The organism is Leucobacter sp. USCH14 (assembly GCF_037619215.1).
Taxonomy (GTDB): Bacteria; Actinomycetota; Actinomycetes; order Actinomycetales; family Microbacteriaceae; genus Leucobacter.
In genome coordinates this window covers 1-14,091 of the sequence record NZ_JAQPZP010000015.1, presented here as the reverse complement: position 1 = coordinate 14,091, position 14,091 = coordinate 1, and the positions used below count along the sequence as shown (strand labels likewise).

Annotated in this window: 17 protein-coding genes; 6 read left to right on the top strand and 11 right to left on the bottom strand. The window is 67.6% G+C overall.

Translation table 11 applies throughout. The features are described from left to right. Positions 1-56: 56 nt before the first annotated feature. The 3 genes from PQI23_RS12680 (at position 57) to PQI23_RS12670 (ending at position 2,622) form a co-directional block, all read left to right on the top strand. A complete protein-coding gene (locus PQI23_RS12680; RefSeq protein WP_339975092.1) occupies positions 57-935 on the top strand; it encodes an ArgP/LysG family DNA-binding transcriptional regulator in 879 nt (292 codons plus the stop codon). A gap of 25 nt (positions 936-960) precedes the next feature. Further along, entirely contained in the window at positions 961-1,947 is a 987-nt protein-coding gene (locus tag PQI23_RS12675) for an AEC family transporter (protein ID WP_339975090.1), read from the top strand. 99 nt (positions 1,948-2,046) lie between these two features. Then, positions 2,047-2,622, top strand: a complete 576-nt coding sequence (locus PQI23_RS12670; RefSeq protein ID WP_339975088.1) for a nitroreductase family protein — start codon at positions 2,047-2,049, stop codon at positions 2,620-2,622. Between the two features lie 82 nt (positions 2,623-2,704). Here the strand turns inward: PQI23_RS12670 and PQI23_RS12665 are convergent, their stop codons facing one another. The 9 genes from PQI23_RS12665 to PQI23_RS12625 all read right to left on the bottom strand — a co-directional run bounded on the left by PQI23_RS12665 (position 2,705) and on the right by PQI23_RS12625 (position 10,235). Further along, entirely contained in the window at positions 2,705-3,124 is a 420-nt protein-coding gene (locus PQI23_RS12665) for a hypothetical protein (RefSeq protein ID WP_339975086.1), read from the bottom strand. Positions 3,125-3,127: 3 nt separating this feature from the next. After that, on the bottom strand, positions 3,128-3,919 hold the full coding sequence (locus tag PQI23_RS12660) for a uroporphyrinogen-III synthase (protein WP_339975084.1): 792 nt from the start codon (positions 3,917-3,919) through the stop codon (positions 3,128-3,130). A gap of 169 nt (positions 3,920-4,088) precedes the next feature. After that, positions 4,089-4,349: a DUF3618 domain-containing protein gene (locus PQI23_RS12655; protein ID WP_339975082.1), complete on the bottom strand. Its 261-nt coding sequence runs from the start codon at positions 4,347-4,349 to the stop codon at positions 4,089-4,091. Next, positions 4,346-4,810 (bottom strand): phage holin family protein, encoded by a 465-nt coding sequence (locus tag PQI23_RS12650; protein WP_339975080.1) that lies wholly within the window; start codon positions 4,808-4,810, stop codon positions 4,346-4,348. Before PQI23_RS12650 ends, PQI23_RS12655 begins: the two co-directional genes overlap by 4 nt. After that, complete coding sequence (locus tag PQI23_RS12645; RefSeq protein ID WP_339975078.1) at positions 4,807-5,289, bottom strand: YtxH domain-containing protein; 483 nt, start codon at positions 5,287-5,289, stop codon at positions 4,807-4,809. Before PQI23_RS12645 ends, PQI23_RS12650 begins: the two co-directional genes overlap by 4 nt. Positions 5,290-5,401: 112 nt before the next feature. Next, a complete protein-coding gene (locus PQI23_RS12640) occupies positions 5,402-6,871 on the bottom strand; it encodes a hypothetical protein (RefSeq protein ID WP_339975076.1) in 1,470 nt (489 codons plus the stop codon). Further along, the gene (locus tag PQI23_RS12635; protein WP_339975074.1) at positions 6,864-8,042 is read right to left on the bottom strand and encodes a CPBP family intramembrane glutamic endopeptidase; all 1,179 of its coding nucleotides are present in this window, start codon (positions 8,040-8,042) and stop codon (positions 6,864-6,866) included. The genes PQI23_RS12640 and PQI23_RS12635 overlap by 8 nt, the downstream gene beginning before the upstream one ends. A 218-nt stretch (positions 8,043-8,260) precedes the next feature. Further along, positions 8,261-9,646: a glycine--tRNA ligase gene (locus PQI23_RS12630; protein WP_339975072.1), complete on the bottom strand. Its 1,386-nt coding sequence runs from the start codon at positions 9,644-9,646 to the stop codon at positions 8,261-8,263. Positions 9,647-9,776: 130 nt separating this feature from the next. After that, positions 9,777-10,235 (bottom strand): hypothetical protein, encoded by a 459-nt coding sequence (locus tag PQI23_RS12625; RefSeq protein WP_339975071.1) that lies wholly within the window; start codon positions 10,233-10,235, stop codon positions 9,777-9,779. 149 nt (positions 10,236-10,384) lie between these two features. Here PQI23_RS12625 and PQI23_RS12620 point away from each other — a divergent pair, with 149 nt between their 5' ends. Beyond that, positions 10,385-11,314 (top strand): LysR family transcriptional regulator, encoded by a 930-nt coding sequence (locus PQI23_RS12620; RefSeq protein WP_339975069.1) that lies wholly within the window; start codon positions 10,385-10,387, stop codon positions 11,312-11,314. A 21-nt stretch (positions 11,315-11,335) separates the two neighbouring features. On the opposite strand, the gene PQI23_RS12615 is transcribed toward PQI23_RS12620, so the two are convergent. Further along, positions 11,336-12,277 (bottom strand): 2-hydroxyacid dehydrogenase, encoded by a 942-nt coding sequence (locus tag PQI23_RS12615; RefSeq protein ID WP_339975067.1) that lies wholly within the window; start codon positions 12,275-12,277, stop codon positions 11,336-11,338. A gap of 147 nt (positions 12,278-12,424) precedes the next feature. On the opposite strand from PQI23_RS12615, the gene PQI23_RS12610 reads away from it, so the two are divergent. Further along, positions 12,425-13,159, top strand: a complete 735-nt coding sequence (locus tag PQI23_RS12610; RefSeq protein ID WP_339975065.1) for an endo alpha-1,4 polygalactosaminidase — start codon at positions 12,425-12,427, stop codon at positions 13,157-13,159. Positions 13,160-13,295: 136 nt separating this feature from the next. Further along, entirely contained in the window at positions 13,296-13,673 is a 378-nt protein-coding gene (locus PQI23_RS12605) for a hypothetical protein (RefSeq protein WP_339975063.1), read from the top strand. A 9-nt stretch (positions 13,674-13,682) separates the two neighbouring features. Here the strand turns inward: PQI23_RS12605 and PQI23_RS12600 are convergent, their stop codons facing one another. Beyond that, entirely contained in the window at positions 13,683-13,946 is a 264-nt protein-coding gene (locus PQI23_RS12600) for a helix-turn-helix transcriptional regulator (protein WP_339975062.1), read from the bottom strand. Between the last annotated feature and the right edge of the window lie 145 nt (positions 13,947-14,091).

Sequence of the window (14,091 nt, the reverse complement as noted above, 5' to 3'; positions counted from 1 at the left end):
GACTTCAGCATGCGTCAATCTCCTTCACCATCGTGAGCTGTGCTTAAGATCGCAGCATGGAGTTCCCGGTCGAGCATCTCGCCACCTTCGCCGCCATCCTCGAGGAGGGGAGCTTCGAGGGGGCTGCTCGGCGTCTGCACGTCACTCCATCCGCGATCAGCCAGCGGGTGCGCGCTATGGAGCAGCGAGTCGGGTCGGTACTGCTGCAGCGCACCCGTCCGGTCACCGTCACGGCCGCTGGCGCCGTCGTGCTGCGCGCGGCGAGACAGGTGCACCGCATCGCTGCGGACGCGTCCGCAGAACTCGGATCGAGCGAGGCGCCGGGCACGCTGATCCCGATCGTGGTCAACGCGGATTCACTCGCGACCTGGTTCGTGCCGGCACTCGCGCGAGCGGCGCGCGAGACCGGCGCAACGTTCGAGGTGCTGCGCGCCGATGAGACCATCTCGACGGAGCGGCTGCGCAGCGGCGCTGCAATGGCCGCACTGACGGCCACAGCCGGCGCCGTGCCGGGGTGCACATCGACGCGCGTCTGCACCGACCGGTACTTCGCGGTCGCGAGCCCCGACTTCGCGGCGCAGCACTTCCCGAGCGGCGTGACCGCTGCGGCCCTCGCCGCCGCACCGCTCCTCGAGTTCGACCGGCACGACGCGTTCCAGCAGCGCTTCATCCGCCGCGTGACCCGCGCAACCCATACTCCGCCCCGGCACTTCATCCCCTCGTCGGCCGAGTTCGCCCACGCCATCGAACTCGGGATGGGCTGGGGCATGCTTCCCGAGTTGCAATGCGCGGCAGCACTCGCCGACGGACGCCTCGTCGCGCTCGGCGATCGGCCGATCCTGATGCCTCTGTTCTGGCAGCGCTGGAAGCTCGAGTCGCCGGCGATCGACGCCCTCTCGCGGGTGATCGCCGAGGAGGCCGCCGCCGCCTTCTAAGATGGGAGGTGCCGGAAGGAGCTGAATGTTCGGAGTGCTGCAGGGATTCGCGCTCATTCTCGGGATCATCGGAGCCGGGTACCTCACCGCTCGTTTCGGCGTCGTGCAGGGCGACCAGCGTCGCGTGCTCAACAACGTCGCCTTCTTCGTCGCGACCCCCGCCCTGCTCTTCACGGTGCTGCGGCAGAGCGATCCGAGCGTCATCCTGTCGCCCGTGATCCTGATTACGAGCCTCGCAGCGATCATCGTCGCCGCGGTCTTCGTCGTCGCCTCCCGGCTCTGGTTCAAGCGCGACCTCGCATCCACGACCCTCGGCGCGACTTGCTCGGGCTACGTCAACTCGAACAACCTCGGGTTGCCCGTCGCCGTGTACATCCTGGGCGACGCGGCCTACGTGGCACCGCTCATTCTCGTGCAGCTCATCTTCTTCGCGCCCGCGATCCTGTCGGTGCTCGAGGCGACGCGCACGAGCAAGCTCATCGATGCATCGCAGGATGAGCAGGTCGCCGATCAGGCAACCGCGCTGCGCCAGCGCGGGGCGTTCCGCGGGGCGCTCGCCGCGCTCGGTCGCGCCGCATCGAACCCGATCATCATCGCATCAGTACTCGGCCTCATCGTCGCCCTGATCGGCCTTCCCATTCCCGAGATCGTCGCGGCGCCTCTCGACATGCTCGGCGACGCCGCCATACCGATGGTGCTGCTCAGCTTCGGCATCTCGCTGCGCGGGCAGCGCGCACTGCAGCCGGGCACCGGACGAGCCGCTGTATTCGCGGCCTCCGCGCTCAAACTTCTGCTCATGCCCGTCGTCGCCTGGGGCCTCGCGACGTCGTTCGGCCTCGGAGCGCATGAGGTCTTCGTGGCCACGACGATCGCCGCCCTTCCGACGGCCCAGAACGTCTACAACTACGCGGCGACCTACCGGCGCGCGGAGACGACGGTGCGCGACACCGTCTTCCTCACCACATTCGCGTCGTTGCCCGTCATCGCCGGCATCGCGTGGCTCCTCGGATGAGACCGCGCGCGTCGCACTCCGGCGAGCGGGAATAGTCGGCGTGCTCGTTCGGTTGGAAACATGCGGAAACATCATTCGCACGATCTGAGGAGCACCCCTGTGAGCCCCCGCACCGCAATCACCAGCGCGCCCGTCATCGATTCGCTCGCCGAGCGCTGGAGCCCGCGCGCCTTCGACACGACGCACACCTTCCCCGAAGGCGCGCTTCGCGGCATTCTCGAGGCGGCACGCTGGGCGCCGAGTGCGAACAACACCCAGCCGTGGCGGTTCATCGTCGCGCGTCGGGGCGGTGAGAACTTCGCGCGGATCGCCGAGACGTTCGCCGGCTTCAACCGCGAATGGGCGGTGAACGCAGGCGCTCTCATCGTGAACGTCGCTGAGATCTCCGATGCCGACGGCAACGTGCGGCCCTGGGCGGAGTACGACCTCGGGCAGGCGGTCGCGCACCTGAGCGTGCAGGCGACGCACGAAGGGCTGCACCTGCATCAGCTCGGAGGGTTCGACCGCGACGCGATCCGGGCCGCCTTCGATCTCGAGGAGCGCCTGGTTCCCGTCTCGATCAGCGCGATCGGCAAGCTCGGATCCGCAGAGACCCTGTCCGAGGTGCTTCGCGAGCGCGAAGTTGCGCCCCGCACGCGACTCGACCTCGAATCGCTCGTACTCGTCCGCGACTGACAGGCGACTCGGTTCGCGGATCACGCGGCTGCCGGTCCGCGCGGCCGGCAGCCGCGCGGGCCGGCAGGAAGCGGGTTCCGCGTCAGGCTTCGGTGTCGACCGCGGTCGCGCCGCCGTCGAGGCGCAGAGCCTGGATGAGCTCGCCGGCGTGCACCGTCGACACGATCACGCGGGAGAAATGGTCGAACTCACCGAGCCATCCGTGATCCTCATCGGCCCCGTCGGGGTTCTCGAAGTCGATGACCACCGCTTTGCGCCCCGTGCGGAGGAGGACGAAGTCCCGACCGGTGAAGTTGCGCCAGGTCCCGGCCGCGAGTCGACCCGGGAGTGCGGCACCGGGCGCGCGCACGCCTCGCACCCAGACCCACGGGTCGTCTGTGACGATCGCCGAGGTGATGGCGGAGCGGTCGAGCTCGATGTCGCGTCGGCGCATCGCCGCGAATCGCTCAGACGCGGTCAAGCGGATCACCACCCGATCGGGATGCACCTCGACTCGTGCCATCGATCAGTCCAGCATGTCGCTCTGGTCGATTACCGATTCGACGGTCTCGATGATCGCGCGCTTCAGCGCGTATTCGGGATGCGACGGGTCATCGGCATCGGCGGGAAGACCGAGCTCGGCCGCGGTCTCGAGCGTGTTCACGCCGACGCACGCGACGATCGTGTCCGGCGGGAGGTCGGGGAACTGCGCCGCGACCTCCTCGGCGATCTTCGCCGAGGCGACGAGCAGCGCATTGATGCGACCCGATTCGATGTCCTCGCGAATGTGAACGGATGCGGGGACGCCGACGGTGCGGAAGGCGAGCACCTGGGTCACATCGTGGCCCCGGCTCATGAGCCCCTCGGTGAGCACGGGGATCGCGACGTCCGAACGGAGCGTGAGCACTTTCAGCACCGAACCCGAATCGATCTCGCTCCATTCGTCCAGGAGCGCGTGCGTGCTGTTCTCCTCGCTCGGAGTTCGCGTGATCGGGTACCCCGCGTCGGTGAAGGCGACCGCGGTCGCTTCTCCCACCAGGGCGACGCTCGTGCTCGGAGGGATCACCGCGTTGTGGTGCTTCAGCACATCGGCGACCGTCGAACTCGTGGCCGTGAGCCAGTCGAACTCGCCGGCCTCCAGATCTTTCAGCGCGTCGACGAGCTTGTCTTCTTCACTCGTGTGCGCGAAGTCGACGAGCGGCGCGATGACCGTGTGCGCCCCGCGCTCGCGGAGGGCTCTTGAGACCAGATCGCCCCAGGTACCGCCCCGAGGAACGAGTACCCGAAGACCACTGAGCGGCTTCGCCTCAGCAGACATACACCCCACTCACTCGATACGAATACGAACGGATCGCTCACGCAGCGTACGGCTGCGAGCCGACCCTTCCCGGAACTCCATTGACCCTATTCTTACCCTGCCGCCTCGCCGAAGCAAAACGACGGAGGTTCCCGCGGGGAACGAGATAGAACTGTGACCTGCTCCGGGCTCAGCTGAAGCGTCTTGCGACTGCGGAGGCGATTCCCCACACTGCGAGGCCTGCGAGCACGGCAGCTCCGGCCACTCCTGCGGCGAATCCAGCAGGGTTCTCCCGCTTCTCCTCAGCGATCCGCGACTTCGCGTCGTCGAGTGCATCGTCGACGCGTTGCGCATAGTTGAGCCTCACCTTGAGCTGCGACAGCGTGTCGTACAACTCCGATCGGGCCTGCGCCGCTTCGGCGATTCCGTGGCGCTTCTCTTCGGAGCTCATCGCCAATTCCCTTCTCCGCCCACGCGCGGCATTTCTCGAGCGGAGTGGTGCGGCACCGGCGGTTCTGCGTTGACGCGCACTTCACCGATCGCCGAGATGTCTCCTCCGACGCGGTCGAGCGTCTCTTCGGGCACGGGGTTGCCTCGCTTGATCAGTGCGATTCCGCCGAGGATCGCGAGAGCCGCGAGCAGCAGCAGCCCACCCGCCACCACCAGAGCGGCCAACCACCACGGCCAGACGAGCGCGAGAGCGGCGATCGCTGCGACCACCAGGGCTTGCAGCATGAAGAACAGGAAGAAGAGCGCGACGACGATGGCGCCGGCGCCGATTCCCGCGCGCTTCGCCTTCGCGACGGCCTCGCGCTTCGCGTTCTGATACTCGATCTTCGCCAGCGTGACGAGCTGATGGGGTAAACGGGACAGCAGCTCGAACGTGCCGGCTTCGTCCTTCTTCCGACTCATGCGCTCTCTCCGTCCGCCTCCGCGGACGAGTTCGCCTCCGTCGCGGTGCCTTGAGCGGGCTTCGCAGCGCTGCTCGGCGCGGGCTTCGGCGTGCTGCTCGGTGCCTTCGGGGTGGTCCCCGACGATTTCGAGGCGCTGCCCGACTGCGCGGGCGTCGAGGCCGCGTGCTGCGATGCGGCGCCGTGCTGCGACGAAGCGCTGCGCTGAGACGCGGAGGACGCCGACGACGATGCCGAACGGTCCTGACCGCCGACGAGCGACGCGAAGGCGTTCTTACCCGCGCGCAGCGCCGAATCCTTCAGGTTCTCGACCGTGCCCCGCGTCGCGTCGCGCACTGCGTCGACGCCCTGCTGCACGGGTGCGGTGTGCCACACCTGCTCCGCGCCACGCTTGATCTGCTCGTAGCGCTCGCGTCCGGCACGTGATCCGAGCACGTACCCCACAGCTGCGCCGAGAACGAATGCGATCTTGCCCTTCATGATGCCTCCAGTTCGTGGCGTTTCCTGGTCTTCGCCCAGCCTACTCCCGGAAGGGGTGCGGACGCGGCGCCTACGACTCCGCCGCCCGAACGACTCCCCCGACCGGTGCTCGTTACTCTGCGATCCCCGTCAGGCGCCGACGCACGTGCGCCGACTTCTCTCGGGCGTCGCAGATGGCTGCGGCCAGGTCTCCACTATGCACCTCCGGCCCCACCCTGATACAAGTGGATTCCCCTGCGCCCGGCGAAGTGGTATGACCGAGTGCTTCATCGCGGGCGGCGACCGTGGCGAATGGCGCGGGCACCAGCCGCAGATCGATTGCAGGATCAGCGGCGGGCCGAGCCCCCGCCGCACCGAGCAGATCGCGCAGCAACCCGTCGAGCGTGGAGCGCACGTGGGAGCGCGCAGCGCTCGACTCAGCAACGCGATCTCGCGCGAAGGCGGGGCCGCTGACGCGGAGTCGCCACTCCGGAGCACTGGCGGAATCCCTCTCCCAAGCCGCGCACCACCGATCCCCGTTCGCGGCCGCAACGACCTCGACCGCTGCACGAGCACCTGCTTCACCAGCCGCATCGCGCGCTGCGCCCTGCTGAGCGAAGTCGGGCGCCGTCACCGCGAGCTCCGCCATCCACCGAACCATCCGCGGGCCGAGTGATGCGACTTCATCCGGTGCACCGGGCAGGTCCACCCCTCGATCGCCGAAGACGACCGCGCTCGCGGGTATCTCCGTTCCCGTCTCCGCGATGAGCCACTCTCGCTCCTCTCCGCCTTCGCCGCCGGCGGCATCGATCACCCGGCTCACGCCGCTCACCGGCTCGCTCGCGACCTCGACGCCGTAGAGCTCGAGCCGCTTCACGAGGGCGCCCTGCAACGAGCGCCACCCTCCCGCGGGGTGCACACGGGTTTCACGTGCAACATGCCGCTCCGCGTATGCGAGCGCGGCGCCGCACAGTGAGCCGGTGGTGGTGACGTCCTCGTTGAGCCCGGGAGCCGCAATCGCGACGTCGACGCTCTCGGCGCCCACTCCGTATTTCGCGCGCACGAACGGATCGACCAGGCGGTCGAGCGCAGTCGCCCCGATGCGCGAGCGCACGAGCGTACCGAGCGAACGCGTCTTGCCGATGGTCAGTACCGGGCGCACCCGGTCGAGAAATGCTCGCGCTGCCCCCCGCTTTCCGAGCACCGAGAGACTCGCCTGCGAGAGCGGCACTGCGGGGATGCCGAATACCGAAGGCGTCGGCTGCATCGTCCACGTGCGATCCGCTCCGCGCAGCAGCGACGGGACCGGCGGAACCACGACCGAGCGCGCCGCGTCGAGGGAGGCACCACCGGTCGACAGCGGTGAGGCGACATGCTCGAGAAACTCGCGGAGCGCTCCGTCCGGGTCCGTCACCTCGCCCGGCGAGAAGCCGGCGACCGCTTCGTCGGTCCAGTCGGTTCCCTCGCGTTCGGGCAACGCACCATCACTCTGCGGCGCCGCAGTCGCAACTCGACCGAGCCGAACGCTCAAGCCGACTTCGGCGAACTCCAGGGCGGCGGCCAGTTCGACGGGTCCCTGCCCGATGACGTAGACATCAACCACGAGACTGGGACTCCTGCGGCGCTCCAGCATCGAAGGCGGGCGCCGCAGCGTTCGGCACCGGAAGCGTCACGGGGACCTGCACGAAGTCGATGCGCGACCGGCCGTACCCGTGCTTGCGGAAGATGCGAAGCACGAGCCAGATGAACACGGCGTACCCCGCGATGGATCCGATGAACGCTCCGGGGCCGCCCGTCGCCTCCACCTGCGCCGTCTCCCCGCCGACGGCGAACGTCATGAAGCCGAATGCGATGAGGTTGTTCACGATGTGGATGGCGATCGCCGCCTCCAGGCCTCCGGTGCGCCACGTCAGCCATCCCGCGACGAGCCCGAGAGCACCCACCGAGAGGAGCCCCCAGATGTCGTAGATATGTGCGAGCGCGAACCCGACCGAGGGAATGATGATCCCGAACCACGGGCTCTTCAGCCAGGAGCCCAGCACCTGCATGAACAGGCCGCGGAATACCACTTCCTCAGCGGTCGCCTGCAGCGGGACGAGAAGCACGATGATGATCAACGAGGTCCACGCCGCCGCCCAACTGAAATCAGCACCCGACGAGGAGGTCTCCGCGGTCTCGCTCAACGACGCGGGGTCCATCGCGATCTCGAGCGCGATCCCCGCGATGTTCATCACGACCACGGCGAGGAGCGCTGCGAGCGAGAGCCGTCCGAGCAGACCCCAGCGGATGCGCCCGGCGACCGACCAGATGCGCCCGTTCGGCCGCATCCCCAGCGTCAGCATGGCGAGAATGACCGAGGGGATCATGACGATGATCGACACGAGACTCAGCAGCACCGAGACGGGCACCTGCGTGTCGAGCACGTCGCCCTCGCCCGTCATGATGCCGTCGAGGTACGCGGGATCCATCATCAGAATCGGAATGAACGCGACGCTCACGACGATGGTGAAGACACCGAAATACACCGCGGAGAGCAGCAGGAGAAGCAGCGGCTTCCACCAGCGATAGTTCGAGACCCCGCGAAGCAGGCGATGGTACTCGAGCGGTTCCGTCTCCACGGTCTGCATCGCGACCTGGGGGCGCGCCCAGGCATACTGGCCCGCGGGCACGCTCGGCTGGGCATCGTCAACGCCCGGCTGCGGCGGGGTGGGATCGTTCGGCTGCTGGGCCGGGAACTCGGGGCGCTCGGGGGGCTCGGATCCGGTGCTCGTCATGCCACCTATCCTCTCATCCGCAGGCAGCGCCCGTCTGAGGCGGATCGTCAATCCACGTACCGCTCCCTACCCACCCCTCGCTGCGCTCCGTAGGCTGACGCTTCGCGTCACCGGAGCCGACCGAAACGCTGCGCGTTTCGCTAGGCTCCCACCCCTCGCTGCGCTCCGTGGGCTGACGCTTCGCGTCACCGGAGCCGACCGAAACGCTGCGCGTTTCGCTAGGCTCCGCGCAAGCGCTCGGCGAGGAACGCGTGCAGCTCGGCGCGGGGCACCCGCACCTGCTCCATCGTGTCGCGCTCGCGCACGGTGACCGCATCATCGTCGAGCGAATCGAAGTCGACCGTCACGCAGAACGGGGTGCCGATCTCGTCCTGGCGACGGTAGCGGCGGCCGATCGCGCCCGAGTCGTCGAAGTCGACATTCCAGTCGTCGCGCAGATCCTGCGCGATCTCCCGGGCGAGCGGCGACAGCGCCTCGTTGCGGCTGAGCGGAAGCACCGCCGCCTTGACGGGCGCGAGGCGCGGATCGAGAGCGAGCAGCGTGCGCTTGTCAGTGCCGCCCTTCGCGTTCGCCACCTCCTCCTCGCGGTACGCGTCGACGAGGAACGCCATGAGCGAGCGCGTGAGACCCGCCGCGGGTTCGATCACGTAGGGCGTGTACCGTTCGTTCTTCGTCTGATCGAAGAAGTTGAGATCCTTGCCCGAGTGCTTCGAATGCGTCGACAGGTCGAAGTCGGTGCGGTTCGCGATGCCCTCGAGCTCGCCCCACTCGCCGCCGGCGAAACCGAAGCGGTACTCGATGTCGGCGGTGCGCTTCGAATAGTGGGAGAGCTTCTCCTGCGGGTGCTCGTAGAACCGCAGGTTCTCGGGATCGATGCCGAGGCCGACGTACCACGCCATGCGCTCGTTCATCCAGTACTCCTGCCACTCCTCGTCGGTTCCCGGCTCGACGAAGAACTCCATCTCCATCTGCTCGAACTCGCGAGTGCGGAAGATGAAATTGCCCGGGGTGATCTCGTTGCGGAAGCTCTTGCCGATTTGGCCGATGCCGAACGGCGGCTTCATCCGAGCGGCCTGCAGCACGTTCGCGAAATTGACGAAGATGCCCTGAGCGGTCTCGGGTCGGAGGTAGTGCATCCCCGCTTCGTCGTCGACCGGACCCAGGTACGTCTTCAGCAAGCCCGAGAACGCGCGCGGCTCCGTCCACTGGCCGCGCGTGCCGCAGTTCGTGCAGACGATCTCGGCGAGGCCATCCTTCGGGGCCCGCCCCTTCTTCTCCTCGAAGGCCTCGATCAGGTGGTCTTCGCGATAGCGCTTGTGGCAGTGCAGGCATTCGATGAGCGGATCGCTGAACACCTCGACATGGCCCGACGCCTCCCAGACCTGCTTCGGCAGAATCACACTCGAGTCGATGCCGACCACGTCATCGCGCTTCTGCACCATGGCCTTCCACCACTGGCGCTTGATGTTCTCCTTCAGCGCGGTGCCGAGGGGGCCGTAATCCCATGCCGAGCGCGATCCGCCGTAGATCTCACCCGCTTGGAAGACGAAGCCGCGGTGGCGGGCGAGGGCGATGACCTTATCGAGGCGGGACTGCTCAGCCATAGTTCTGTATCACTCCAAGGTGCAAGCGGGGATCTTGGCGCCGATGCGCTCGTGACGCGCGGCATAGAGGGCCAGTCTACCGACCGCGGCCGCCGCTCCCGGCGAGGCCTGCCCGAGGCGGGGCTGATCCTCACGCCGCGATCGCGACGGGCTTCGTCTCGCTCGCGGCGATCCGGGACTCTCCGCCGGCGGTCGCCGTATCGGAACCGGGCAGCCACGGCAGCCTGATGGATGAGGCTGCGGTGCTGGAGGGATCCCACGGCGACTGCGGCAGGGGAAGCACCGGGAGCGGCACCGTCATCACCGACACGGGGGTGGCCGACTCGTCGGGACGGGCGACGGCGGGCCTCTTCCTGAAGGTGGCGTACAGACCGTACGCGCCTATGACGCCCCAGACCACGTTCGAGGCGAACGACGGCCACGCGCCGTAAGCGAGCGCTCCACCGGCAGCGAGCAGTCCGCCCACCGCGTTGAGCGTGAGGTAGCTCCGGGTGGAGGGCGACCAGGTGCCGCGCAGCATCAGCACGTAGGCGACGAATGTGCCGAGCGTTCCCAGCCAGCCGAGTGCGCTTCCGATCAGCGTTTCCACCGCCGCTCCTTCCCAGTCGTTTTTCGGCGCGCCGCTGAAACCTCGGGAGAGTTGCCCTGCTCCCAGCGCCCGCGACATGACTATTTTCAGGCGAGCGGGCATCCAGCACAATCGCATCTTTCGTGATGCGGGATATAGAATTTCTGAACATGAGAATCGCTGTCTCCAGGCTGCCGTTCCTGCTGCAGATCGCCAGGAGCGGCGGGGTGCTCGCCGCCGCGGAAGCACTGAGCCTGACACCGTCGGCCGTGTCGCAGCAGCTCGCCAGGCTCGAAGCGGAGGTCGGCGTCCCCCTGGTGGTCCGCAGCCCGCGTGGCATCACACTCACCGCCGCCGGCCGCGAGCTCGTCGAACTCGCGGAGAACGTGGAGCGCGAGGTCAACGAAGCCGCATTGCGCGTCGGAGCCGCGAGCGAGATGCCGAGCGGAACGGTGCGCTTCGGCGCGTTCCAGAGCTTCTTGAGCGGCGTGATCGCGCCGGCGCTCCCCCGATGGCGTACAGAGCTTGCGGGCGTGAACCTCGAAGCGGCCGAAGGCGACCTCCCCGACCTCCTCCGGGGGCTCCGCGCCGCGGCGTTCGATCTCGTAGCGATCGAGCGGGACGAATCGATCCCCCCTCCTCCGCTCGGGCCGGGCGTGCGAGAGGTCGCTCTCCTCGACGATCCGTGGGTGCTCGTGGCCCCCGCGGGAACTCAGGCGTCGATGGGTGTCATCGAGTTGGATCAGCTGCGTCTCCCCTGGCTCGAAGTCGACCGCAGTTCCGGGGTGCACCAGGCCGCGCAACGCGTGCGCGAACGCATCGCGTCATCGACGAGCTCGCCGCATCGCTATGCGAGCCATCAGTCGGCGCTCGCGCTCATCGCGGCGGGTGAAGGGGTCGCTCTCCTTCCACAGCTCGCCCTGCAGGAGTTCTCGCTCACCGGCGTCGAAACGCACGAACTTCCCGGGCTCGGAACGCGCCATATCTCGCTGCGCTACCGGGTCGGGCGCAAACCGGATCCGGCTGTCAGTGCCGCCGTCGAACTCCTGCAGCTGCTCACCGCTCCCGGCGAAGCGGTTCCGGATCACCCGAACCGTTGAGCCGTCGGCGTTCGAAGTCGATCAGCCCCACGCGCCGAGCACGAGGTTCTCGGGGGACTCATCCTGCTGCAGGTGAGCGATCTGTCGTCGAATCAGCGCGGACATGCGGGGAAGCATCGCGCTCGAGTCGCCGCCCACGTGCGGCGTGATCAGCACGTTGGGCGCCGCCCAGAGCGGGTGCCCCGCTGGGAGCGGTTCGGGATCCGTCACATCGAGCGCGGCTCGCAACCGCCCCGACTGGAGCTCCTGCACCAGCGCGGCCGTATCGACGACCGGGCCCCGAGCCACGTTCACGAGCAGTGCACCATCGGGAAGCGCGGCGAGCGCACGAGCGTCGATGAGCCCCCGCGTCTCCTCCGTCAGCGGCACCGCGAGCATCACGACCTCCGCTTCTGCGAGGCTCTCGCGCAGTGCATCGAATCCGCGCACCTCGACGACGTCGCCGGCGAGATTGCGCTCATTCCGCGCCGTGCGCGCCAAGCGAGTGATCTCCACCTCGAAACCGGCGAGTCGCGCCTCGATCGCCTTCGACACGCCGCCGTAGCCGATGAGCAGCACGCGCCGATCGGCGAGGCTCGGTAGTGAGCGAAGCTGCCACCGCTCTTCTTCGCCGTCGCGAACGAACTGGGGGAGCCCGCGCTGCGCTGCCAGCGCGAGGCTCATCGCGAGCTCCGCGGTGGACCCCTCGTGCACCGTCGCCGCATTGGCGAGCGAAAGCCCCTCCGGCAGGTGCTTCGCGACGCCGTTGTAGCCGATCGACTGCCACTGGACGAGACGCACGTCGACCTCCGCGAGCCGCGCGAGCGGCCGAGCACCGCCCCAATACGGCGGCACGACGACATCGAATCGCTCGCGCGGCGCCGGCCCATCGAGATCCCACTCGACGAATTCGACGTCGGGCAATGCGCCCACCGCCTCACGAAGTCCGGGATCGGAGGGCAAGGACACGAGGAGGGCACTCATGGCTGCGAGTCTAGCGCCAGCTGTAGCATCGTAACGCTGTCGGAGGGAGGGCGATCTATGGGAACACGCCGACGTGCAGGCGCGGTCGCAATTGTCGCACTCGCGCTCCTCCTCAGCGCCGGTTGCGCGCCGCAAGATCCTGGTCCGATGCCTGCACAGTCTTCGTTGCCGCCCGCCGGTGGTACACCGGACTATCAGCTCGGCGGCGCCTACGAGCCCGAAGCGATCGTCGACATCGTCGCTCGAGATCGCCGGGCTGACCCCGATCCCGCTCGCTACTCGATCTGCTACGTGAACGGCTTTCAGACGCAGCCGGGCGAGGAGCAGCTCTGGCCCGGGGAGACGCTCCTGCATGATGCGGCCGGCCCGGTGACCGACCCGGACTGGCCTGACGAAGTGATTCTGGACACCTCGTCGGCGGACTCTCGCGAGCGCATTCTCGCGATCGTAACACCCTGGATCTCGGGCTGCGCCGACGACGGCTTCGATGCGGTGGAATTCGATAATCTCGATACGTACACCCGGAGCGCGGGTGCTATCACTCGTGAGGATAACCTGGCCCTCGCGACCGCCTATGTCGATGTCGCACACCGTTCGGGTCTCGCCGCGGCCCAGAAGAACTCTGCGGAGGATGCTGCGATCCTGGAAGCTGAAGCCGGCTTCGACTTCGCGATCGCAGAAGAATGCGCCGCCTACTCCGAGTGCGGCCGCTACACCGAGGTGTACGGCGAGCACGTCATCGACATCGAGTACGACGATGCACTGCCTCGGCCCTTCTCGGAGATGTGCAGCGACCCTGAGACACCCGCTTCGCTCGTCCTCCGCGACCGCCGACTGGTCCGCCCGAGCGACTCCTCATACCTGTTCGCCGCGTGCCCATAACCCCTCCGCACCCCTGCGGCGAGTGTCGGAGGCATGAGGCAGAATGACACATGTAGACAATGCGTCACATGATCGTCGGCGGATTCGACGGTGCTTGCGGGGGCAACGCGACGCGGAGACGGAATCGGAGTAGTCCATGGCACCGAGCGATGCCCCCGCATACGAACCCTTCGTCATCGCGCTCTTCGACGAGATCGACCCCGGGGGTTCCACCGTCGTGTACGGTGACGATCCGCAGATCTGGGAATGGCTCGTTCGCGCAGAACCGATTGCTCCCGGCCGGGAATCCGTCAAGATCCCGATTCCCGGAACGCACGCCCGGGCGCACGTCACCATCTGGGCACCTCGGAACGACAAAGCCCAGCACCTCACGCGAGTTCCCGGAACGATGCGCGTCCACCCCTCTCTGGTCGAACTCGAACTCGGGAGCGCTGAGACGCTCGATTTCCGCGCTGCGTACGCGCGGCTGCTTCGGGCCATTCCACACGACCGGGTGTTCGAAGGAACCTGGTGACCGACCCGCTTACTCGCGGGGCTCCGAACGCGCCGCAGTACCCATCTCGAGCGTCACTAAGGAGAACAGTTCAGGGAGCGGGACGTCGAGCGCTCCTGCGATACGCACGGCGACGTCGAGAGTCGGATTCCGTCGGCCGCTCTCGATGCCGCTGACATACGTCCGGTCGAGCCCTGCGTGCAGCGCGAAGGCCTCTTGGGAGCTCCAGCCGCGGGCCAGGCGCAGCTCGCGCAGACGGTTGCCGAAGGCTTTGCGATGCGCTGGAATCTCCACTCATCCACCCTGCCGCCGCTGAAGACTATGAGTCCACCGACGATGAGTCACAGCATGCTCAATATGCCGCAAAAAGGTTGAGGCTCGTGTTCCGGGACGACCACCATCATGGTGACCAGCCCCGAAACACGAGCCTCATAAAAAG